12 protein-coding genes are annotated in these 26,075 nt (G+C 41.0%); 2 read left to right on the top strand and 10 right to left on the bottom strand.

Going from position 1 to position 26,075, the window contains the following annotated elements:
* Nucleotides 1–26 precede the first annotated feature (26 nt).
* Nucleotides 27–1,367 carry a nitroreductase family protein gene (locus tag CL181_RS00295; RefSeq protein WP_097297254.1) on the top strand — a complete coding sequence of 447 codons (1,341 nt, stop codon included), beginning with the start codon at nucleotides 27–29 and terminating at the stop codon, nucleotides 1,365–1,367.
* 24 nt (nucleotides 1,368–1,391) lie between these two features.
* Here CL181_RS00295 and CL181_RS00290 read toward each other — a convergent pair whose 3' ends face one another.
* The 10 genes from CL181_RS00290 to CL181_RS00245 form a co-directional block, all read right to left on the bottom strand.
* Nucleotides 1,392–3,056, bottom strand: a complete 1,665-nt coding sequence (locus CL181_RS00290; protein ID WP_097297253.1) for a hypothetical protein — start codon at nucleotides 3,054–3,056, stop codon at nucleotides 1,392–1,394.
* Between the two features lie 189 nt (nucleotides 3,057–3,245).
* Nucleotides 3,246–5,030, bottom strand: coding sequence for a NosD domain-containing protein (locus tag CL181_RS00285; RefSeq protein WP_097297252.1), 1,785 nt, complete (start codon nucleotides 5,028–5,030; stop codon nucleotides 3,246–3,248).
* A 40-nt stretch (nucleotides 5,031–5,070) separates the two neighbouring features.
* A complete protein-coding gene (locus CL181_RS00280; RefSeq protein WP_097297251.1) occupies nucleotides 5,071–7,602 on the bottom strand; it encodes a right-handed parallel beta-helix repeat-containing protein in 2,532 nt (843 codons plus the stop codon).
* A 283-nt stretch (nucleotides 7,603–7,885) separates the two neighbouring features.
* Complete coding sequence (locus CL181_RS00275; RefSeq protein WP_176504976.1) at nucleotides 7,886–8,455, bottom strand: immunoglobulin-like domain-containing protein; 570 nt, start codon at nucleotides 8,453–8,455, stop codon at nucleotides 7,886–7,888.
* Between the two features lie 75 nt (nucleotides 8,456–8,530).
* The gene (locus CL181_RS00270) at nucleotides 8,531–8,896 is read right to left on the bottom strand and encodes a hypothetical protein (RefSeq protein WP_097297249.1); all 366 of its coding nucleotides are present in this window, start codon (nucleotides 8,894–8,896) and stop codon (nucleotides 8,531–8,533) included.
* A 417-nt stretch (nucleotides 8,897–9,313) separates the two neighbouring features.
* Complete coding sequence (locus CL181_RS00265) at nucleotides 9,314–12,847, bottom strand: carboxypeptidase regulatory-like domain-containing protein (protein WP_097297248.1); 3,534 nt, start codon at nucleotides 12,845–12,847, stop codon at nucleotides 9,314–9,316.
* A gap of 205 nt (nucleotides 12,848–13,052) precedes the next feature.
* Nucleotides 13,053–15,797: a carboxypeptidase-like regulatory domain-containing protein gene (locus CL181_RS00260; protein ID WP_097297247.1), complete on the bottom strand. Its 2,745-nt coding sequence runs from the start codon at nucleotides 15,795–15,797 to the stop codon at nucleotides 13,053–13,055.
* 152 nt (nucleotides 15,798–15,949) lie between these two features.
* Nucleotides 15,950–22,705, bottom strand: coding sequence for a multiheme c-type cytochrome (locus CL181_RS00255; RefSeq protein ID WP_176504975.1), 6,756 nt, complete (start codon nucleotides 22,703–22,705; stop codon nucleotides 15,950–15,952).
* 191 nt (nucleotides 22,706–22,896) lie between these two features.
* Nucleotides 22,897–24,105 (bottom strand): sialidase family protein, encoded by a 1,209-nt coding sequence (locus CL181_RS00250; protein WP_097297245.1) that lies wholly within the window; start codon nucleotides 24,103–24,105, stop codon nucleotides 22,897–22,899.
* Between the two features lie 112 nt (nucleotides 24,106–24,217).
* On the bottom strand, nucleotides 24,218–24,865 hold the full coding sequence (locus CL181_RS00245) for a hypothetical protein (RefSeq protein ID WP_097297244.1): 648 nt from the start codon (nucleotides 24,863–24,865) through the stop codon (nucleotides 24,218–24,220).
* Between the two features lie 134 nt (nucleotides 24,866–24,999).
* Between CL181_RS00245 and CL181_RS00240 the strand changes: the two genes are divergently transcribed.
* Nucleotides 25,000–26,075, top strand: a 1,076-nt coding sequence (locus tag CL181_RS00240; RefSeq protein WP_141398739.1) for an RNA-guided endonuclease TnpB family protein, incomplete at its 3' end; no start/stop codon positions are given.

Here is a 26,075-nt window from a genome sequence, read left to right as displayed (position 1 = left end):
AATTCTAAATTTAGATTTATTGAGGTATTTATATTACAGTAGAAAATCCAATATTCGATATAATTAAAACCAGAAGAAGTGTAAGATCTTTTTTACCCATAAAGATACCTGATGATTGTTTGAATTTGATTTTAGAAAGTGCTCAATGGGCACCTTCTGCCTGCAATCAACAATTATGGCAATTTATCATTATAAAGGATAATGATCTGAAAATAAGATTGACCACGGAAGCTGGTGCTTCAAAGCTTATTTTGAAAGCACCTATTGCAATTGCTGTGTGTTATCATTCAGGAAATATCAAAGAAGGGATACAAAGTGCATCTGCTGCTATTGAAAACATGCTCCTCGTGGCGACTTCATTGGGGATTGGTTCACTATACCTTAATAGCTTCGGAAAAGAGATAAAAGTCAAACAAATACTGAATATTCCAGATGAGCTTTTTATAGTGGCCTTCATACTGCTGGGATATCCTGAAAAACAGCTACCTCCACCAAAAAGAAGAGCACTTGAAGAAATTGTACATCAAAATTATTTTTCTAAATATAGCAAAGAGACATTCTCCCATGATGCCAATAAATGGACACTCAGTTCAGTGAGAGATTTCCAGGAACGTTATTGCAGAAAAACCGATCTTGGAACAAGAATGGACATTGTCAATGAAATGGAAATAAAATTAATTCAAAATATACTTTCAAGAGAAAAATATGATAATATCCTGGATATATTTTCTTATGACGGCTCATTACTTAATAATTATCCTGACATGAAGATTTTTAGTTTAAACCTCGGAAGCGAAACATCACTGTTCACAACATATGCTGTTAATAGAAAAATCGAACCGCTCATTTATGATGATTTTATTCCATTAAAAGATAAAAGTATATCTAATGCGATTTGTGTTTTCAAACTTGAACGAATTCCGCCCCAAGCTTATGATAAACTATTTTCAGAGATCAAACGTGTTCTCGAGGATGATGGTAGATTCATAATTGTTTTCAGGTCCAGGAATTCTCTTTATGGATTGATTCATAGATTAATTAAAATAAAATTTGATGATGATATTCGAAAATCCGGGATATATTCTTTTTTTGGCCCATATAGTCCTCTTAAATCCGCAGATATAATATCCAGTCTAAAACAAGCTGACTTTTCTTCTGTTAGTCAGGAGAGATTTTTTGTAATACCACCGTTGATCGATGATTTTTATCAATTATTCCTCCATTATTTTACGTCCGGGGGCGGAGCTTTTTATCATAGGGAAAAAAGAAAATCAATCGTTGGAAATCTAATTCATAAAATAATTAGGCTACAAAAAGAATATAATACAAAATTTGGATCGGTTATTGTTTTAACCGCAAAAAAATGAAAATAAAGTGAATAATAATTCACTTTATTGTCCGGCTATTCCTTTGAACATACCCATTTTGCTTTCTGTATCACTTGCGAAGCTTGCTGTAACACTGATCCTGTCTGTTGCTTCCACAGTCACTGAACCTGAAGGTTCTGTTGTATACGAATTCCAGGCAAGATATGGCGATCCTTTCGCAGGAACACTAAAACCGGTTTCAGTTCTTAGAAGTCCTCCAGTGGCGTTATAGAATTTGATAGTAGCAGTTATTGGCGAATTCCCTGGATTTGCAATCTTGAATCCACTTCGCTCACCGCCTCCAAATTTCAGGTTAATGAGGCCAGCAGTCTTATTTCCATTAATTTCTACACCCTGATAGAAATCAATAAACCCTGAAACTTCACTGGCCTGGCTTTCTACCACATATATAGGTGTACCATTATTTGATACTACCCTGACAGTGCCGTCGCTTGCAACATTTCCGCTTGGAACAAATCCATATGTATACCAATCAAAGTATGGTGATGCTTTTGGTGATACAATTCTGTTGACAGTATTTATCAAAGTGCCTGCAGAATTATAGAAATACATAGTTACATCAGCATCAACTGAACCAATGTTCGCTACTTTAAAGCCTGATCTCCATGCTGGATTATACCATAATTGACCTGTAACAAATACATCAGTTTTCTGGTCATTCATATAAATGCCGTTCCAGAACCCAAATTTCCCTGCGGTTTCACTTGCCTGGGATGCGGTTACACTGAGGGGTTGAGCATTGTTAGAGACGATAGTAACAGTACCTTCAGCTGCTTGTGGTGAGTTACCGCTTGCAATTAACCCATATGTATTCCAATCATAATATGGCGCAGCATTTGGGGGTATTGTTCTGGTTATTGTGTTTATCAATTCACCGGTTGAATTATACCAATACATAGTCACATCCGCATCAACGGTTCCAAGATTCAGAACTTTAAACCCTGATCTCCACTGGCCAGAGAAGATCATACCTGGCATAAACCATTGGGTTTTTTCGATGTTCAATGGTGTTCCTTCAAAGAATCCTATTTTACCTGCTGAACTACTTCTCTGTAAGGTTACTGTATCAATTAACTGTTCAGAAGTTATTGTTCCTGATCCTTCAATAGCACCTGCTCTATCAAACCAGGTGTAATCTTTTGAGGCCATATTTGAAATTACATCCTCTGAATTATTCCTGGTGATACCTGACAAATCAATAAAGTTAACATCTAAGGTTGTATCTTGGGTCCCCAGATTACCGACTATGAAATTAGTTCTCCACTGGCCCCCGTATATCTGGCCAGCCGCCGTGTATTTATAACCAGGTATTAATTGAATGTCTTTAGTCGCACTCGCTCCGTTAATAAAAACGGTGGTAGTATTTAGAGCATATCCGGTCGCACGAGTTCTCATTGTATAGGTCGATCCTCCTGCTATTGCATCATACGGCACATTATTCAATGTATATTCCCCAAGTGGACCCGTTGATGTAGCATTATACTGCGGATAATCCACAAGCTTAATGAATGCTCCGATTATCGGGTCGCCACTGACTGCGGTAACGAATGATGTTGCCATTGTTCCGCCCGGGATCAATGCGAAGTACATTAATGTTAAAAATGCCACTATTGCTATTCCTGACGCTATCTTCCGATAGCCGTTTGTCATATTTTCAATTATTTTCATTAAACTCTCCTATCCTAAAGTGGATAAAATATCTAAGATTCATTATCTTATATACCTTTCGTTCTTAATTTCATATAGTATTCTTACTATATTATACATATATATATATATAATATATATCTTGTTGTTATTCCAGGGTGCCCGGCTGTTATGCCAGGCCTCCCGGAATTGCCTTTATTATTCGCACCGTTATCCGCTGACAGTCCCTGTTATATTCCCCGTAGGTTTCAATTCAAGTTCGATATCCTGTATCGTAACAGCTCTCAATTCTGTTGACACCGATACCGAACTGTTAGTATAGTACCCTGGCTCAAGCATTGCCGTAAGGTCAAACGAGCCTGAAGTAAGGGACAGTGAATAGAATCCTGTTTCATTCGTCATTGTTGAAACTAAGGTATTGGTGGTCACTGTTACACCAGAAATGCCGTTTGTGGTGCCTTTTTCCATTACTGTACCGTTAATGTACCTTTCTGCCGGAAGAATTGTGGCTGCTGTATGCGTCCTCAGGGTCGCATTTTCAGTGCCATTGATATCCACTGTTCTTGTACCGATAGTGTATGTTGCCTGTTCCAGGCCAGTAGCGTTGTAATACATCACTCCTTTTGGAACCTCACCCTGCGGGACACCATCAAGATACACAAGCACCTTTTCGAAATCCTCATCTGCCGGGTCAGCCCATGTCCAGTTGATATAATCAAGGGCATAGCTTACATTCTGAAGGTTATCCACAGACGCCGGAGGTATCGAATCCACAGAAAATGAAACCGAACTTGAACCCCAATTGCCTGTTGAATCCTGTGCATATACGACCAGGTTATTCTGTCCCTGTGAAGCTGTTATAGTGATAGGTGGTGTGAATGTGACATTAACTGCACCATTCAAGCTATATTGCCATAAACTGATTACTTTATCTGCTGAAACAATTAATGGAATATCAGTTGTGTGGTAAAAGATATTTTCAGGCGAAGATATTATAATCGTACTGTACCCGGACACCTTACCTGTTATCGTTCCTGTTGGCTTCTTAACAAGTAAAATGTCCTGCTCCACAACAGGATTTGATACTGTCGAAACGATTACCGAATTATTCGTATAATACCTTATATCAAAAGTCGCCGTAATTTCAAATGTACCTGGCTCTACCACGAAAGAATAGAACCCCATTGCATCGGTAATAGTTGAGTTGCTGTTATTAAGAGATACATTCACCCCTGCAATACCCATTTTAGTAACACTGTCCCTCACCGTGCCGGTAATGAACCTTTGCGTTGGGAGTAATTTCGTAAGCGGCAGGAAATCTTTGTTGGCAGAATTGATAATGTATGGTGAATCGCACATCCCATAAATATTATTGACCGGGCATGTCTGGCTCCAGCCGTTACCGCCCGGGTCTGCCCAGAAGTTGCCTCCCATATAAGAGCCATTGATAATGTTTTTTCCCGATAGTTTTGTTGTATTCCAATAATTTACACTTGAGTCAATTATAACATTATTTGTATTGTTAAAATAATTGTTATAGATAAAATTATTGCTGGAATTAAACAATTTTATCCCATTTGAGTTATTTGAGGCATTGTTGCCTGTGACATTATTATCAGATGAATCCTTTAGATAAATTCCAGAGTCCCACCGGGTAACGTTCACATTTTTTACAGTTACATTTATAATAATGCTTGCCGGATTATTTACGTAAACCCCGATCGTACCAACCTCTGCTGAATTGCCAATAATATAATGGCTTTCACCATCAAAAACCACATTGCTTGAGGTTATATTAATGCAAGACGAAACTGCCATGTTCCCTGTGCTCCAGATATCCTGGCCAAGTACGTAGTCCCCTGATGAGTCAATATTGCCGCATTGAGTTATTGTTGCACCAAGAGCCCCGCCATATCCCAGGATCAGGAACAAAATAGTTATTCCGATCGCGTTTCTTAAGACTTTCCACCGTTTATTTTTTTTATTTTGAATCATTTCTCCCTCTCATGGATTTCTGAAAAAATATAAAACCTCATTATCCTATTTTAACACTTCCGGATATTGTTCCTGTAGGTTTTAATTGAAGTTTAATGTCCTGCACCACAACAGTTTCCCCTGTCGTTGAGACCGGGATCGAGCTATTGGAATAATATGTGGGATCTAATGTTGCTGTAAGGCTGTATGAGCCATCAGGAACCGCGAACGAATAGAAGCCTGTTGCATTCGTTGTGGTTGTTTGGCTGCCTATAGTGATGGTCACTCCAGGGATGCCAGCGAGGGGATCAGGACTTTCAAATACTGTGCCGTTGATGAACCTTACCAATGGAAGTATCGTGGTTGCAGTATGCGTCTTCATGGTAGCATTGATATTTCCTCTCTCATCAACTGTTTTTGTCCCGATGGTGTAAGTTCCTGGAGAAACTATTGCATTGTAGAATTGAACTCCTATTGGGACTTCACCCATTGAAACCCCATCCAGGTATATCAACACTTTTTCAAAATCCAGATCGGCTGGATCAGTCCATGTCCAGTTGATATAGTTCGTCGCATAGCTCATATTCACAAGGTCTGTTACACTTGCGGGAGGGGTGAGATCAACGGGAAGCCATGGATCATAAAGGACATTGATGCTTACATTATCTCCACTTCCCGGTCCAACATGTCCGGGGCCTGAATCGCTGCCCCACCAGTTGAGTGTGGCGTCAACAGTTGCATTTGTGCTGTTTACACCTTCACCATTGCCAGTGAGATTATTATAATGCGCAATAACTGTGCTTGCATCTGCGTCATTGTATCCAACCGCGATGCCGACAGAGTTATTGCATATATTATTGCCAGTGATCGTGGCAGATGTTCCGGGGTTATAATAAGTCGTTACCAGAATGCCTGCTGATGTCGATCCGTCCACGGTTGCAACGCCTGTACAATTACAGACCGTATTATCGGTAATTGTGGCATTCCCTCCTCTTCCCACTTCAATTCCGTAGTCGAGCCAGTTGCCATTTCCTTTACCAGTATATGTATTTCCGCTGATCACCGAGTTCGTAACACCTGAGCCTACGTAGATGCCGATCCTGCCAATGTTCGATAATTCGTTGTTTCTTATCAACATATTAGCATCAAACGTAACAATGCCCATGCCTTTGTAGGCAGTTGAAGGATTATACCCCATATTCTTTATAATATTGTTCTGGATCGTCCCTGAACCATGCGAACGAATAGCCTGGGATATATTCTTTCCATCACCATCCAGAGTCACATTGCTTAGATCAAAAGTAACTCCCGGATCAATAAGGAACCATCCGTTGACATCATTAGTTGTAAGTCCGACTCCTGTATCAGCCGAAGGTTTAATTATTGTTGTAGTTTTATCCGCACCCACTATCGACAAATCCTTGCTTATCGAAATCTGTGGACCGATCGTCGATGGTTCCGTATACGTCCCTGGAGCCACGTTAACTGTGCCGCCGATGGGGACTGCATCAATACCGCGCTTGATAGAGCCGCTGGCAGGAGTAACATAAACATTGTTCGGCTTGATCGTTACCAGGCCAAGAGTTAGGGTTGCATTATCGATTTTATGGTAGATCATGTCCTCGATGGCAAATAGCTGGGCATCTGTGGCGCTGCTTGCTGCAACTCCATCGAATGTGTTGCCAATGCTTGCATCGATATTTTCACTTGCGTAAATATCTAACTCAACATTTGAGAATACGCTATTAGATATCGAATCCGGACCACCTACGAAACCCAAAATTCCTGATGCTTCATTGTCTGTGGGAGTATAATCTAAATTAGAAATGCTCACTCCATTGATGGAACCGCCAACTGTGCCCCCGGCGCGTTCCCAGAAGAGAATACCATTCTGGGCTATCCTATCGGTTGGACCAAAACCCGTTATACTCCCACCATTTAAGTTCACTATAATAGTGCCAGGACTGGTTCCCCCGTTTCCATCTACTGCATCAATGCCGTTCTTATTAAACCCGTTGATCTGAACATTTGTCAGGTTCAGGGAACTTGTCATGCCTGAACTTGCATCAACTGCTACCCCCTGCCCTGTCTGAACCCCCGTGATAGGAGTCGTATCCGTTATCCTTGCGTCTTTGATCTCCCCGCTTGCTGCATTCCAGAAAACTACTGCATTGGGGGCAAGACCGCTTCCTGAAATAGTCACACCCTGAATTGTCAAGTTCGTTGATCTATTCACAAATAATGCAACACGCATATCAGTATCATATTTATGTGCCACACCTGCAGTCTTTAGAACATTCGGCTGGATGATCGTTGAACCGATCCCGGCCCCTGTTATCGTAAGGTTGATTTTATTTGAAATAGTCAAATTTTCATAATATGTACCTGCTGTGACTATAATTAAATCCCCGTCACTTGCACCGTCTATAGCACCTTGAATTGTGGGATAAACAATGCTTTGTATTCCTGACCCATGATTTGAGTTTACCTCAAGAACAGCTGCATCTGCACTGCTGACCATCAACATGATCAATAATATTGCTATTCCAACCTCTGTTCTGAGGTGCCCTCTGTAAAAGTTATATGATACCATTTTTACCACCTATCCTTCGGGTCATCACTCTAAAGTTTCTACCCGTTCTGGATTTGAGAGATATCTGCAAGTATTTAAAACTTTCTTTTTTATATTAGGGGCATTATTATAATTACTATTAGTATCATAAATTTTCCATCTAACATACACCGGCATCAGAGTGTGTAAAACTCAAAATTTCAGACTTCGTGAGTTCGTATAGAGTTAGCTCGAGTTCTCCAGCACATATACAGTCGGGAGCGCCTGCCTATCATGCCAGGCATCCCGGAATTGTCTATGCTCATTAAACATTTACACTGACAACCCCTGTTATATTTCCAGTTGGTTTCAATTCAAGTTCGATATCCTGCGTCACACTGGTGAATCCCGTTGTGGATACGGTCACAGAGCTATTTGTATAATATCTGATATCATACGATGCGGCCAATGGATATGATCCTTTATTGACAACAAGTGAATATTTTCCGGATCCATCTGTAACTGATAAAATTCCGCCTGTTGTTGAAACTATTACTCCTGCAAGTGGTGTATGTGCTGGGACGCTATCGATGACAGTCCCTGAAAAGTCAGTCACATCATAAGTAACTGTGTGAGGTCCGAGTACGTTCGTATTGACCGGAAGACCTCCTGTTACGATGGATGAAGTAAGGTCACCATCAATATTGTCCTGTGCAGTTGCCCCGGCATCGGTATATACTGAACCTGCTTCGACGGTCACCGAACTTAGACCTGTTAACGTAATTACGGGTGGGGTTATATCAACCGCTTCAGTATAATATATTCTTACAGGAAGATAGGTAAGACGTCCTGAAGTAGAACCAATCCAATTTGCCTGAACTCTAAGATTATTCACTATCTCGTCTCTTGTCCAATCACGACCCCACTTATTTGTCTGGCCTCCGGCAATATGATTCGAAATGGTAGTTGTCTAAAATGAAGATGCAGTATTGATATAACTTGTCCAGGTCGCCCCGCCATCATAGCTTAGTCGCAATCGCATATAACAACTACTACAACCAGAAGATTCACGTCCTTTTGCGTTTACTTCAATACCATCTATAATACTCCCGGAAGGAATTGAGGATAAGGCATAACCATACCAGTTCCAATAACCATTGTTGGAGAAGGATGCATATAAAGTATTATCAATGTGAGCATTTTGTGGATTTGACACCCCTGATCCACCTGTATTTGCGCCCGGAGCCACCCAGCCTGTGTCCGCAGCGTTTGCCACACTGGTTAAAAGCAATATCGACAAAATTAATAAAATTCCTGTTTCGATCGTATTTTTCATTTTTGAAAAATCTCAGAAACAGGAAAAGATATCTCAAAACACTAGAATGAAGTCATGGAATAGAGAAAAACCATTTGTTTAGCTATTATAATCAGGATTCTGAAGAATAGCTCAAATATTCACTTGGCATAATACCATAAGCTTTCTATATCTTTTCAATTCAAAAGCTCTTATTTCGCTGTATTTTAATTCGGTTTTGTGGAGCTATTAATTCTGTCGATTCGTTAATTCCTTCCAGGATGATGTCGTGAATGATAGTCTCGGCTCCTGATTTGTCCACATAGTAGTATTATCTCGAACTCTTGCTCTTCTGGAAATAGTCAGGAATCATCTTAATTTAAACCATATAACACCTGGTCATTATTGCGAAAACAACTTCAAATCCAGAAGTCTTTTCTGTGGAGCACCAATGCTTTCTCATTTATTCCTGACAGTTCCACTTATATTTCCCGTTGGTTTGGGAGTGAGAATAATATCCCGATTTACCGTAGTATACGCTGTCACCGTAACTACCACGCTGCTGTTAGAATAATATTCGGGCTCCTTGCTTGCGGTTAATCGATACGTTCCCTCTGGCAGGCTCAATGAGTAAGCCCCATTCTGATCTGTAGTTGTAGAAACGCTGGTATTTGTGGATACTATTGCTCCTGCGATTTTTTTGTCAAGGATACCATAAACCGTGCCATTACCATATCCTTCTGGTTCTTCCACTTTAAATTGTGCACTATAAACACCACTACTCCATTGCCCATTCATCGGATAATAAGGGAGTGATGGATTCGTCTTATAAGCTGAAGCCATCCCTTTGACATATACCGTGTAGGTGCCTTTCAGGTTCGATGTGATTATATTCGAAGAAACACCCTGTGTCGATAAACTAAATCTTCCTCCGACTGGAGTCATGTTTGTCCATGGAATTATTTCCCCTGAAGCATCAGTAACTCGATATTGTGCTGCTGCTATCTGCATATAATCATCCTTTATTGTAGCTTGAACTAGAGCGGGTGTTCCTGATGTGACTGGCGTGGTTACTGTTAAACCTGAAATGGTTGGAAGAGTCCCTGCATTTAAAGGAGTGACCCTGTGAGGATCGGAATTCTGGTGGCAAAATTCACTACAGTCATCTGTAGTCGTGGTTGAATGGCCTTCTCCAGGTGCATGGAATGGCAGGTCAGGAAGATTGCCAGATACATGACAGGTTAAGCAATTCTGTCCAGCCGCAGTTCCTTTAGGTCCATTGGGATGATATCTCAATGTTTCATTTTCATTAATTAATGGTCTTTGTAGAGGGTCCCCCGCAATATGACACCATTTACAATCTGTTGAACCATGGCTAACAGATTTTAGAATTGTTGATTTGAGAGGTCCTGATCCACCTTCAGTGTGGCAATCATCACAGAACCAGGTGTTACTGTGATTTGCAGCACCAAGACCCGCATCCGGGCTCATCATAATGTCTGATGATCCAAAGTGACAGGTCATGCAGTCTGCATCTGTGACATTATTTGGACCGCCTGATGCATTCACATTGGCATGCTCTCCAAACAAGCTTGTGTTGACATAGTATCGCGTGTCTGAATTAGAGTGACAGCCAATGCATCCTCCACCCGCCATGGTCACTTCGTGAGGATCACCGTGGCAAGCGAGGCATTGAACTTGAGTATATTGGGAAAATGCAGGTTCAGCTATTGGGTGGCCGGTCGGTGCCGTGGTGTGGCAGTTAAGGCAGGCTTTGACCGTTATGTCGTGCATTGCATTGTGGCACATCCTGCACTGGATGTCTGGAGTTCCATCATCATTTACATCGGTATGTGCAAATCCAGGATTCCAATTTGGAATTGGATCTTTTGCATATGTTTTGCCTGTAGAATCAGAATTATGACATTCATTACATTCCGGTATTTTTATTATTGGTTTTCTTTCAATAGGATAACTGCTAGTTATTGTATAATCTACAACCCCTTCTTGTGTCGAATATAACTTGACTAACCATGTTCCAGTATATGGACCTGCTACATTTACGTTGATCGGTGTGGAAAGGCTTTGAGTCATATAGTAAGGATTTCCATTCTGATCGGGTCCCTGTATAGCAGTTGTAGTGTTATCTACCGGGCCTATAACATATATAACAATAGAATTTGTAGAACCATCATTAGCATGCACATCTATCGTAAGATTATCAATTCCATTCACATCTACTGCATAAGTATCCGTAAATGATTCAGAAGACGTAAAAGAACGGTTATTATTTCCGAGTTTATTTGTTATACTATATTGATTATGTGGTATCTCAGGATAATCTAATGTCCCATGACATTGCTCACATGTCAAACTGTTGTGTGTACCAGAAGAAAAAGTTATATTTGTACCGTATAATGTGTAATTTCCAATTTTTGCAGTATCGCTTCCTGTATTGTCATGAATGAACGATGTATGACATTGTACACAACTTACTTCAGTTACATGTGAAGGAACATTATATGGAGGCTGAGGATAATATGCACCATCCAGATATCCCCCCTGATGCCCGAATTTCATTTCGTGCACATGTATCGGATTTGCGGGAAGAGGCGGCCCCATAAATGCATTGTCATATAAGCCTCTTGATCCGCTGTGACATAAATATTCACATGATTGCATTCCGCCACCGTCTGCATGAACAAAGCTCGTTTCAGCACCATTATAATTCTTATTATGGCAATCCTGGCAACCAAATATAGTAGTATCAAATGTTGTACTTCCAATAACCAGTTCCCCGTTTATTATAGTATCAAGATTTACTGTATATCTTCCTGAATATTGGCTTGCAAATGGGTCATATTTAAAATATCCGGCATATGTACCAGGATGCCCAATATCCTCATGTAATTCTACTCTTTGGATATATTGGTTATACTGCAATGTGCTTGCACCTGTCAATGGATCTGTTGGATTCAGTATGGCCAGACGGGGATATGTAACATTGACACTTAGAGTTTTTATTTCAAGAGGAGTTTCTGCATCATCGCTGAATCCCCCGGTAGCAGTTATATCATCTATATACATCCCCTCTTCATTGACCGCAGGGTCTGACACAAATCTGAATCCGATCAAAACCTTTTTTCCAGCATATGGTGTCAAATCCATCGTTTCCTGCACCCATATTCCACTACTGTTACCGGTTATTCCATTTCCAAGGTTATTGCCATTAGGATCTGTGTTTGTAGTTAGTGTTCCTTGAAGATTTGTCCAGCTATTTCCATCAGAGGATATGGCAACATATCCATAATCCCAATCTGTTTCCATCGAAAACCATGTCCAGAAATTAAGATTTGCGCTGCTCAGTCCGCTTAAATCGATCTCCTTAACCATCCAGAATTCGCTGGCATCCGGATAATTTTTCTGAATATCTATAGGAGAAGGAGCATTATCTGCTTTGTAGCTATATGCCCCATTATGATATCTAAAACCCGCCTGTGGCCATGTTGGCCAGGATGTCAACCCCTGGACAGGTTTTAAACTACCTGTAGTATTATCAAGTATTGAAAGCAAGATGAGATTCTTCTGTTTTTCTGTTCCCCAGTTATCACTATCCAGCCAGCTCCAACCATTAGCTCCACTGCGGAAAAATGGACCAAGCTGGTAAGGTGTTTGTCCGAAAGTAAGGATTGCGGTATAATTTTCCCCAACTTGAAGTAATGAATTAATACTTGTTTTGGGTGCATTTTCGATCAGTAGAGGCTTATCCAATTGATTCAATCCTGGTTGGAATTGTGTTTCTTGAGTGGGATGACAGATAATGCATTCCAAATCCGTTATATTTCCAGTAATATTATGACTCTTGATATTCGATATTGCCTGGGCTGTATTTATAGTAAATAATAACGATACAAACAATGTCAAAATTAAAAATGCGTTGATTATATGATTTGCTCTGCTATGCGAATTTAGACTATCTCCTATCCAATTCATATTACTTCTCCTATCCAATATTAATATTATTTTATTTTTAAATGTATCTCTATGATACTATAAATCCTAACCCGTTTTTCTAATGAATAATTAAAATCTCTTTGCATATAATTGTATCGTTTTAGCTCTGAGAGCCTCAAGGTACTTACAAAATTGAAAAAAATGAAGAGTGAAAAGATTCACTCTAATATTTATTATCTCTATCTTACTTGTTCGTAACTCTACCTGCTATATTACCTGTTGGTTTCAGATCGAGAATGATATTCGTGGTTATATTCGTACGTGCCACTATAGTTACTATCACGCTGCTATTTGAATAGTATTCCGGCTCCTTGCTTGCTGTCAACCGATAGGTACCATTTGTCAAGCTCAAAGAATAATATCCGGTTTCATTAGTAGTCGTTGATACGCTATTATTGGCAGATACTATCGCACCTGCTAAACCATTACCCAATCTTCCACTCACAGTTCCATTATTATACCCGGTGGGTTGGTTAACAATAAATTGTGCACTGACGATACCGCTCCATTGACCGTTCAATGGATAATAAGGTAATGCTGGAATGGTCTTGTATGCTGAAGCCATGCCTTTAACATTGACTGTGTAGGTACCCAGGAGAGCTGAAGTATCAATACTGGTGTTCACGATTTCACTTGATGAATCAAATCTTCCATCCTTTGGAGTCATATTTGTCCAATCAATAACTGTGGTTGTACCTTTCTTGACCTGATACTGGCCTGCTGCTATCTGAGTCATATCATCCGCTACCGCAGCTTGAACATGCACTACATTGCCTGCAGTAACTACTGTAGTAACGGACAAACCTGAAATCGATGGTGGAGTGTCAGCGTTCAATGGGCTAACAGCATGATTATTTGTTTGTGAATGACAATAACCACAACTCTCTAAATCAGAAGAATGTACTATTCCAGGTGCATGGAAAGGTAGATCCGGGAGATTGGAACCATGGCATGTCAGGCAGTTCTTTCCGGCAGCAGTTCCTCGAGGCCCGCTGGGGTGATATCTTAAAGTAGTATCTAATGGCCTTGGAAGAAGAGCTCCTGCAATATGACACCATTGACAATTTGTTGAACCATGCCGCAAACCATCTTTAATAAGGTTGGCGTCTGTTGGATGGATCGGTCCTGCGCCTGCTGATGTATGGCATGCGTCACAGAAGTATGTGTTACTGGAGTTGGCTGCACCCAACTTCATCGGCATCGTCCCATCTGCAGTACCAAAGTGACAGGTCTTACAATCATCATCTGTTACGTTATTCAGGCCACCTGTTGCATTAATATTTGCATGTCTTCCAAAGAGGCTTGTGTTTGCATAATACCTGGTTGCATTATTTGAATGGCAGGGTATGCACCCGCCAGTCGCAGATGCGGATACGCTGTGAAGCTTTTGCCCCTCAGTGCCTGATCCTGATGTATGACAGTTACGGCAATCTTCTGCGACATAGCCTGTAATATCATGCGAGGGAGTAGGAGCGTCGACAAACTGTGAAGGTTTCTGGACATGGCATATGAAACAGTCTGCCTTTGCCGTTCCATTATATACATCGCCTAATTCAGTAGTAAGATCATGGAATGATGTAGAATTATTAGCCAGAGGGTCGGCCGGAACACTGGAATTTGAATGACATGTTCTGCATGTGGCATTTCCGTTCCAGTCCGTATTATCATGGTTGAACGCTGAAATAGTCTTGTTTGTTGCATTGAATGGAGAGCTTGGATTCGGCCCGTGGCAATAATCGCAATACTTTTCACTTAATACAGTGGGTCTCTTTAGATAATGGGATGTTATATTTGGAATTCCTGCTCCAGGATCAACGATCACTTTGCTGTGGCAATCCGCGCATGAATAATTTGTTATTTTTACACCGGATATATGAGTTTTTATTTTTGGCGCCAGCGAGGCTTCTGGCTTGCCTGTGCCTGTGTGACAGTCATTACATTGCCAGATGTTACTTCTATTCATATCTCCGTTATAGTGGCATGTCAAGCAATCAGCATTATTGACTGCTCCTGGTCCACCGGAAGTATTAATATTAACATGTACTCCCTGGCTGAATGCTGTTCTGTTAACACCGCCTGTTGCCCCATCAATATGACATGAGACACAATCCCCGAAAAGATTTATTTCGTTCCTGTAGTATTTAAATTGTGTTCCACTGGTGTGGCAACCTGTACAATAAAGGTCACCACCACCTCGATTGTAATCGTCGCTTCCAATATATCCAAAAGTACCATTTGTATCAGAACCATACGTAATCCCCAGATCATTTTTGGTCATTTTGGGGTAGTTTGTTCCGTGTACGTTATGACAGGCCGGACATGACTGGAATGAATCTATTGTCCCATCCCTGTTCGAGTCAAATTTTCCAATAATTCCATAATTCGTACTCCCAAAGGCATCCAGATGATTCCAATGAATATTAGTGGGTATATCCGGTACTAAATTTGGAGGAGGACTACCATTATGATAACCTAAGGGATCCATATTAATAAAATTAGTACCTATGCTTTGAACAGTTATATCAGGATTTATATGATAAGCCGAAGCGATAAATCCAGGTGCCATTCCTACTACTTTCCCCTCTTCATGACAATAATAACATAGAGAGAAATTTTCGGAACTATAATTTGTTGTTAATGGCCCTGTAATTTTACTTCCATTCAATTGCCTTATAAAATCACCATGATCAGAACTTGAGTTATCTATAGAATTTACATGGCACTCGACACACTTGATTATTTTGTGGGGATTGGAGTCATATAATGCGCGGTCAATCGTAGGACCAGAAGAGCTATGGCATGCACCGCCAAAACACGCATCGTTTGGAGATTCTGCAAGAACTACCGGAATAAAAAATCCAAAAACCACCAGAAATAATGCAACTCCTATCCAATCGTTTTTTTGTGAAAATATTCCATATTCAGACATGTCCTATCCTATCCAATATTGTTTTATTCTATGAATATACGATACAATAAAGCTATCTATTTGATTTTTAATTTCTCAACTGATTAGATCATTATTCATAGAGTCTTACTGGAAATCATTCATTCTAATGAATGTCCCAGTAAGATCTCCAGTTACTTTACTGTAACTATTCCGCTTATAGTTCCTGTTGGCTTCCTATTCAGGATTATATCCCTGGTAATTGTTGCTGGCGCTGTTACTGTTACACTTACACTGCTGTTGATGTAAAATTCCGGTTCCTTTACTGTGGTCAATTGATATGTACCATTTGTAAGACTCAGGGAATAGAAACCATTTGCATCACTGATCGCCGTAACTCCTGTGTTTGTAGTAATTGCAGCACCTGAGATATTAACTGAATTATTTCTTACGGTTCCGTTAATATACCCTTTAGACTCTGTAACGATAAGCTGGGTACTGCCAATCGAACTCCACTGGCCATTGAGTGGATAATATGGCTTTGAAGGATCAGTCTTGTATGCTGAAGACATACCTTTAATGCTAACTGTATAAGGACCAATTAGATTTGATGTAGGTATTGATGCAATAACAGTTTCAGTTGGTGAATTAAATCCATCCAAGGGTGTCATATTTGTCCATTGAATGACCGTTCCTGAGGTATTTGTTACCTGATACTGGGCAGCTGCTATCATCACCATACTGTCTGATACTGTAGCCTGGATCTGAGCAGGTGTTCCGACTGTTACCGGGGTAGTTATTGATATGCCTGAAAGTGTTGGAGAGACAAAATTGTTTAATGCTGTAACTAAGTGGTTGTTAACACTGCCATGGCATTCACCACAACTATTGATGTCTCCTAAATGTGTTATTCCCGGAGCTCTAAATATATCTTGAAGATTAGCACCGTGGCAGGTGGCACAATTAGCTCCTGTTGCTGTACCTGTTGGCCCTTGCTGCGATCCAAGATTATTTGAATGATACTTAGAGGTTGGCTGATCGCCTGCTGCATGACACCATTTGCAGTCGATTTTTCCATGACTTACTGATGATAAAATACTCGGTTTAGGATATCCTGTTCCTTCACTGGTATGGCAATCCTGACAATAGTATGTATTGCTGCTATTAGCTGCACCAGTGCCAGCTCCCGCAATCATTGGGATGCTGGCCGCTCCAAAGTGACATGTCTGGCAATCACTGTCTTCAACTGCGGATGTGCCGTTCAAGTTTGAATGGAGGCCAAGACTTACAGTACCTACATTGCTGTGACATCCTATACAGCCACCTGCCCCAAGCTGTACAGATGCGTTGTGGAAATCAACGTCATCTAGAGAGACTACACCATCGCTGTGACAAGTGTCGCATTCGCTTGTAAGCGTTTCTGTATGCGGTCTCATGGTGCTTGTGCTGATATTGGCAGGGTTGCCCCAGTTCGGATTGCTTGTATTAGGGCCATTGTGGCAGTCAATACAGTTCGAAGTATTGATAGGACCCAGATGCTGGTACGGTGTTGTTGACGTGTTGGTCACGTCTTTAAGGTAATGCGTGATAGCTGTTGTTGTACCGTTCGTTCCACTATTGCTCAGGTACATACCGTTATTATCATGGCATGTGGTGCATGAGGCTGTTGTAGTTACATCCTGGCCGTTCTGGTTGTGTTCCGCTACTAACGGAGCACCGAAGTTGCCTGCTCCGGTATGGCAGTATGTGCATGTCCTGGCTGGATCAGTTGTGAACGAATATGTATCCATGTTAGTATTTGTTGCACCTGCATGGCAATTATCGCATGCCCTGTCCTTATGAACACCAGTTGCTATTACTGAGGCATCGATCTTTTTAGGTGCCATTGTCGCCGTAGTCTTGTGGCAATCCAGACATGTAACTGTTGAAACTAAGGGTTTTACAAGTGTCTTGTTATGGAAGTTGATTGCAGAGTTGTGGCATGTGTAGCATTCTTCTGTGGGAGTATTTGAGATCGAATGCGGGAATGACGGGCTGCCTGCAGGGTCAAGTGCATTGCCCCATGTGGTCCCATTTACACTGTTCTTGTGACAATTGGAACAATCCTGGGTGGCGATAAGATTGGTCTTGGTTGCATAATGGCTTACTGTTGCATTGTTTGAATATGCAAAACTGCTGTTTACACTGTTATTGTGGCATGTGGCGCATGATGCTCCTGTGCTGATGTTTACACCGTTCTGCCTGTGGTTATCTATTACCTTTGCTCCGTACTGGCCAGAGCCGGTATGACAATCCGAACAGACCTTTGTGGGTGTTGTCCAGCCATTATTATACATATTGCTAATATCTGTATGACAGGTCTTACAGTCATCGTTTGTAGTAACATTGTTACCGCCTGTGGTATTGACATTCTCGTGTTTGGTGAATGAGGCTGTATTGATTGCTGCATAGATTCCGACCGCATTTTGATGACAGCCTATGCAATCGTCTGCAGGGGCACGTTTAATTGATTTATTATGGAAATCAACGTTGGCTAGTGTAGATACATTTCCGTCGTTATGACATGTATCACACTGGCTGGTGAGTGTCTCTGTATGAGGTCTGATCGTACTTGTGCTTATATTGGTCGGGTTGCCCCAGTTCGGATTGCTTGTATTCGGGCCGTTATGACAGTCGATACAGTTCGAAGTATTGATCGGGCCAAAGTGCTGGTATGGTGTTGTTGATCTGTTGGTGACGTCTTTCAGGTAATGTGTGATAGCTGTTGTTGTACCGTTCGTACCGATATTTGAAAGGTACATACCGCTGTTATCGTGGCATGTGTTGCATGTGGCATCGGGTGTAGTCGCATCCTGGCCGATCTGGTTATGTTCAGCTATCTGCGGTGCTGCGAGGTTGCTGCTGTTTACATGGCAGTAGGTACAGGACTTTGCAGGATCGGTTGTGAACGAATAGGTATTCATGTTGCTGTCTGTCGCGTTGACGTGGCAGTCTTTGCACGCCCTGTTCTTATGGACGCCTGTTCCGAATACGGTCGCATCGATCTCTTTGGGTGCCATTGTCGCCGTAGTCTTGTGGCAATCCAGACATGTAACTGTTGAAACTAAGGGTTTTACAAGCGTCTTGTTATGGAAGTTGATTGCAGAGTTGTGGCATGTGTAGCATTCTTCTGTGGGAGTATTTGAGATCGAATGTGGGAATGACGGGCTGCCTGCAGGGTCAAGTGCATTGCCCCATGTGGTCCCATTTACACTGTTCTTGTGACAATTGGTACAATCCTGAGTGGCGATAAGGTTGGTTTTCGTTGTGTAATGGCTTACTGTTGCATTGTCTGAATAGGCAAAACTGCTGTTTACACTGTTATTGTGGCATGTGGCGCATGATGCTCCTGTGCTGATGTTTACGCCGTTCTGCCTGTGGTTATCGATTATTACTGCATTTGGCACACCTGTTCCTGTATGACAATCAGAACATACTTTGGTGGTTGTGGTGAACCCGGTTGTCATCATATTAGTGATATCAGTATGACAGGCCGTGCAGTCGCTGTTTGTAAGACCGCCATCTGTATTGTTAACATTCTTGTGCTGTGTGAATGAAGCAGTGTTGATTGCCTTATAAATATCGCCTGGGCCTGCGGCTGATATATGGCAGCTTATGCAGTCTGTTGCATCTGCAAGTTTTATCGAAGCATTATGGAAATCCACATTTGCAAGGCTTGAGACAGTTCCATCTTTATGACATGTGTTGCACTGGGCTGTTGTGGTTTCAGTATGTTCTCTCTTTGTGCTTGTGGAAATATTCACAGGGCTGCCCCAATCCGGATTGCTGGTGTTGGGCCCATTGTGACAGTCAATACAGTTCGAAGTATTGACAGGACCCAGATGCTGGTACGGTGTTGTTGACGTGTTGGTCACGTCTTTAAGGTAATGCGTGATAGCTGTTGTTGTACCGTTCGTTCCACTATTGCTCAGGTACATACCGTTATTATCATGGCATGTGGTGCATGAGGCTGTTGTAGTTACATCCTGGCCGTTCTGGTTGTGTTCAGCTACTAATGGAGCACTGAAGTTGCCTGCTCCGGTATGGCAGTATGTGCATGTCCTGGCTGGATCAGTTGTGAACGAATATGTATCCATGTTAGTGTTTGTTGCACCTGCATGGCAATTATCGCATGCCCTGTCCTTATGAACACCGGTTGCTATTACTGCGGCATCGATCTTTTTAGGTGCCATTGTCGCCGTAGTCTTGTGGCAATCCAGACATGTAACTGTTGAAACTAAGGGTTTTACAAGTGTCTTGTTATGGAAGTTGATTGCAGAGTTGTGGCATGTGTAGCATTCTTCTGTGGGAGTATTTGAGATCGAATGCGGGAATGACGGGCTGCCTGCAGGGTCAAGTGCATTGCCCCATGTGGTCCCATTTACACTGTTCTTGTGACAATTGGAACAATCCTGGGTGGCAATAAGATTGGTCTTGGTTGCATAATGGCTTACTGTTGCATTGTCTGAATAGGCAAAGGTACTGTTTATACTATTATTATGGCAGGTAGCACATGATGCTCCTGTAGTGATGTTTACACCGTTCTGCCTGTGGTTATCTATTACCTTAGCTCCGTACTGGCCAGAGCCGGTATGACAATCCGAACAGACTTTTGTGGGTGTTGTCCAGCCATTATTATACATGTTGCTAATATCTGTATGACAGGTCTTACAGTCATCGTTTGTTAGATTATCCTGACCATCTGTGGTATTAACATTCCTGTGTTTTGCAAATGATGCGGCGTTGATGGCTGCGTATATTCCACCCGGACCTGTAGCCTGGGCATGGCAAGTCATACAGGAACCTCCGCCACCTCCTGGTGCTACATTGTGGGTGAATCCAACCATATTCTCCCCGCCAACAAGGTTGGCATCATGGCAGCTTTTGCAATCATTATCTGTTACGCCATAGCTTGAGTGATCCACTGCTCCGCTTGATGGATAATTCGCACCTGGTTTATTTGCAGGTGGTTTCGGAGAAAGTGAATTCACAATATTATAGTTGCTATCATCCTGGTTATGGCAGCTTGAACAAACAGTGCCTGAACCGATCGGGTCACCGACTTTATCAGTACCAAGCGCACTGCCAGCTGCACCTATCGCAGATGTATTATGCTGCGTTTCACCATGGCAGTAGAGACATGCATCGTTGAGCGTTGTCCAATAATTACCCCATTTCTGGCCGCCGTTATCTGAAGTATGGTTCATATTGGCATTTACCGTTGGCGGCAATGAGCCAAACCTGGTCTGTACGACACTGCGTACTGCAGAGTTTGTTCCATCATGGCAGTCAACGCATTTCACCGCTGTTATATTAGATGTTGAATATGCACCATTTGGTTGTAAGAATTTAATGTCGTGGAAATTGGCATTGTCATGACAAACTGTACATGCAACACTGCCATTATGCCTGTTATGCGCAGGTGTGGCAGGTGCGAAATTTGTAGAATACGCTGCACTGTCAACTGTGGTCAATGAGCCAAAGAATGTAGCTTCAGGACCTGATGCATGACACTGTTCACAATCAGTTGTCAAAGATGTAATCGCATTCGTCGAACCCAGGAATACATAGGAAGGCTGGGAAGTTGCCGTTTTGCTGAGCACCGTAATGTTATGAGCATCCTGCGAATGGCATGCTGTACAATAAACAGGATTATTGCTTGAATGTTTCAGGGATTGATGACACGTGGTGCATTGTGTATCTTCAGTAATTGTGTTCTTTGCTACAGTGTTGATATTGGGTTTTGTCACATTGTGCATCGGCCCGTGGCATACAGTACAGGGGATATTCTGGATTGCGGCTGAGGTATGCGCTCTTGCTCCTGTCAGCGGATTTGAATTGAAAGTTGCTGGTGTTGGAATATAAGTTGGAGAACCAAATGACCTGATACCCAAAGTTGCATCAAGACCAGAATAATTTACATATTTATTTGGAGAAGCTGCTGTAACTGTTTCAGACCCTATATGAGAATTATAATCTGTTGCACCTGCGTGACATCCTGTTGCATCGCATGATTTAACGGTCTGGTCAATTCCGGCTGAACTTGTTCCTATTATGCTATGGCACTGGGCGCATGCTAAATTCGTATGTACCCCATATGTTGAAGGTGCATCTTTTCCTGCATATGAATTACCATTGACATCTTTTGCCTGTCCTAAATTCAGGTCTTTATCATAGGAATTGTGACATGCCCAGCATTCTCCCTCATTTAATCCGTTGCCAGAACCTGCAACGTGGTCGTTGCGGTACATCGTGGCATGGAAATCCCTTCCTGTGATATATGGTGAATATGGGTCGTATCTATTAGAGGTTCCTATTCTCGATGTATAACTTTTACTGCTCCCGGAGCCAGAGTATGGGCTTCCGTGGCAGTTCTGGCATCCCCACCAGTTATAAACGAAATTAGAGGTTGAACTTACAGGAGTCCCGGCTACTGTTGCTGTGGCAGCTATTTCCCATCTCCCGTATTGCTGCTCATTGTTAAGATCAAAAGGAACTGTTGCAAGACCGTAAGCATTGGTCACATTTGTCTTGCTGTTCGTATCGCTCTTAAGTGTTCTTGGTGCTCCATCATCCCAGTCCAGAACCGAGAATGTAACAGTCACACCGCTTGCTGGAGTACCATCGGCATTGAGGACGAGAGCAACGCCGCGAATGGTGGTGGATTCACCTTTCCACGCATCCGTACTCCAGCTTCCCGGTAAACCAAAACCAGTTTCTGCATTTGCGGTTACACTTAAATAATTTCTATTTGGGTCATCAAGAATGATATACCTGTTCGTTGTAAGTTTTATCTGCGGATTAGCCGCCATAGCTGCCGGTATAAAATATATCGAAACTATAATTAAAATTAATAATATATTAAAGACGCTGTTCAAACCTTTTTTATTGTTCCCTTTTTCAATGGCCATATCATTCTTTCCCTTCATTATTTTAGCTGTTTTCCTATCCTCTTAGAGGAACTTTTATCCTATCCATATAGAATTTCCTATCCTATCCATATGAAATATTAAAAAATAATTAACCTTATCCCTTATAAATTTTTCTATTAATATATGTCGTGATGATTAAAATGATTAGCATCATTATTATGTAATAAGTATCATGATGATCTTTTCAGAATTACAATTAAAACGAAAATCAATAGGGTCAATGATCCTAATTCTATTCCAAGCTCATTGCTTTTCCTTTCAGGGATTGTTCTTATGATATTTTTCGTATCGTTTTCTACTGTTATTCTGGTGTTATTGAACTCCACCTTTCTGGTCTTTGAGAAATTCAGATCAGGAGTTCCATTCATCAGCCATATTCCCCGTCCAATTTTTGCAGAAGTAAAAGCATAGATATAGTTTCCACTCCTGTCCTGTATCATGGACTTATAATCGGTCTTGAAATATCCTTCAATACTATAATTTGACAATAAAACTGAGTCCGTCCATTCAGTACCGTTCATTGATCCCATGATCCCCAGCTCTTCAGACCCTGTAACACCGGTCATGTGAGGGACCCAGAATACTCCATCTTTATCCTGCATGAAATAAGGATAGTTGATATTATAGCTCAGGTTTGTTATTTCACCTGCATCTGACCATCGAATCCCATCAGCCGAATATATTAAGAATAAGTCATATTTATTTAATAAAGGTTTATGCCTTTCACGAGTATTCCGGGAAAAGAGCATCCAGTATTTTCCATTATTATCCTGAATCATAATTGGAAAAATATCACTTTCAGAGGAATCTGTTATCCTTATCGGTTGTGACCACTCGAACCCATCATCAGAATATTTCAAATAAATATCAAGATTATTTGATGCATTGCCGTAAGTGGAATATGTAATAAAATATCGCCCTGTTCTATCCTGCATAATATAAGGATACGATTCTATGAATGGGCTATTCGTAATATTAACAGGTTCGGACCAATTAATTCCATTATCAGAATGGGCAAGTTTCAGATCATAATTGAAATTCAATGTTCCTCTGATCTCTATAAGAGAGGAAAAAAGTATCCAGAACCTGCCTTTATTATCCTGGATTAAATTCGGTTCATAATCTGTAAGATTTGAGGCTGTAACCTGATAGAAATTCGTCCAATTAATGCTATCATTAGAATTCATTATCCAGATATTTTGAGGGTTTGTATAGGAATTAAAAGCTATCCAGTATGTCCCATTATTATCCTGTATTATAGAAGGACGGTCAGAATCCGGTAAAATAAAATATGGCTCATTCCATTTTGCGGATGCCATTCCAATTATTGAACTTACTGCGAACAAAAAGATAAATAGTTTTATTAATTTTAATTTCATATAAGCCTTCTCTGAGGGTTGTGTAATTATAAGATTAACGGAATTAACTTCCTCATAAAAAATCCACCCTTAAATATTGTGGATTTTATTTAGGGTTTGAATCCTTACCAGGCTACTCTTCCCAGTCATCGTACATATTATTAGATGGTATCTGCAAAGTTGGCTCAGACTCATAGTTCGGAGGATATTTCAATATACGTTGAAGTAAAGACAATGTATTATTCTTCACCCTGACTGCTTCACGAGATTTTTCAATATCGCGATAGCTTGTTATGGTTCTTTCTTCAGGTATGTCCCGGAATTTTTCTACCTCTCTGGTTGGCTGTTTTACCTTATATGTAACATATGAAAAAAGACCTGTAAATCCATGTTTGATCTGATAAATCCCACCTGGCATCAAAAATATACTTTCTGTTGTGAAATCGGAAGAACCATTCGTGGTTTCAACATGAAAAGTAACCCAGAACTCCCCGCTGATATTATCGATATTCTTTAACGTTGCAATCAAGTCAAACTCATCTTTATATCGATAGTCAGTAATATACCAGTCCAGGGTCGTATTAATTTTCAACGGTACACTGTCTATATATGATTCCTTTTCATAGTATGTTTGAGTAAGATTATACGGTTCTTGTTCCGTGTAAAATTCCTTTTCCGTAAAAGTTTCCTTAGTCGTATAAGGAATATTTAATGCAATTAATAGGATTATGATAGCTATATATAGTTTCACCCAGCCATCAATAATTTTTCTCTGGTTCATTGTGTCCTCCGGGGCGCAGGGGTAGAAGATACCCCGTATTTCAATACGGGGAGGGATCGTACCCCGCCCCAAAATAATACTTTCACATCGCTATCATAATGGCTATATAATCCCTTATTATAATGGAATCTTGAATGGAAAGAACGATTAAACTGAAACTGGAATTGTCTGAGGAAAATAAAGAAACGCTTAGACAGACAATGGCTTTGAGCAATCAGGTTTTCAATGAAATTGCCAGATACGGTTTTGAAAACCATACTTGCAGCAAGGTATCTGTCCACCGTGCCACTTATTACAGTATCCGGGAAAAGCATCCTGAACTTCCATGTTCTATTCTTCAAGGAATCAGAGATGTTGCCTGCGAATCTCTCAAGGGACTCGAACTTAAAAAATGTCCTGCAAGCAAACCATTCTCTGCTATTCGGTATAATAAGCGTGTGCATAGAATCAATCTTATCAAACAGAATGTTAGTCTTTCTTCGGTTAAGGGGAGAGTGACTGCAACATACTCCATTCCTGAATATTACAGGCAATATCTTAATTGGGAATTTAAAACGTCCACGTTGAGATATAACAGACAGAAGGATACTTTTTATTTGCATGTGGTTATTCATAAACTTTCTCCTGAACCCGTTGGCGATAAGGTTCTTGGAATTGATCGGGGGATCGTTAATATCGCCGTGACTTCCAATAATAGATTTTTCAATAGTAAACCTATCAAGAACGTGAGGGCAAAGTACGCATATCTTAGAGCGAAACTTCAAAGCAAAGGCACTAAATCTGCTAAAAAACTTCTCAGGAAGATGAGCGGGAAAGAGCAACGGTTTGTTTCCGGGGTCAATCACTGTATCTCTAAGGGAATTGTGGCGATGCCTTTTGATATTTTTGCTATTGAAGATTTGACCAGTATAAGAGTTCAGAGCAGAACTAAAGGAACAGATTTTACTCGCAAACTCAATAATTGGGCGTTCTATGAACTTGACCAATTTCTCAGATATAAGGCTGAAGCTATGGGTAAATCTGTTGTAACTATTGACCCGCGGTACACAAGCCAGAAATGTTCTGTTTGCGGACATATCTACAAAGGAAACAGGAAAGGACATTCTTTCAAATGTGTTAAGTGTGGTTTTCAAATACATGCTGACCTCAATGCTGCTCGGAATATTGCCGTTCTCGGTATATCTGGAAACGGCAGGCTGCCTGTAACTCA

This window comes from Candidatus Methanoperedens sp. BLZ2 (assembly GCF_002487355.1).
In the GTDB taxonomy this organism is placed as follows: domain Archaea; phylum Halobacteriota; class Methanosarcinia; order Methanosarcinales; family Methanoperedenaceae; genus Methanoperedens.
The sequence above is the reverse complement of the archived record's forward strand: the minus strand, read 5'-3'. Positions and strand labels throughout refer to the sequence as shown.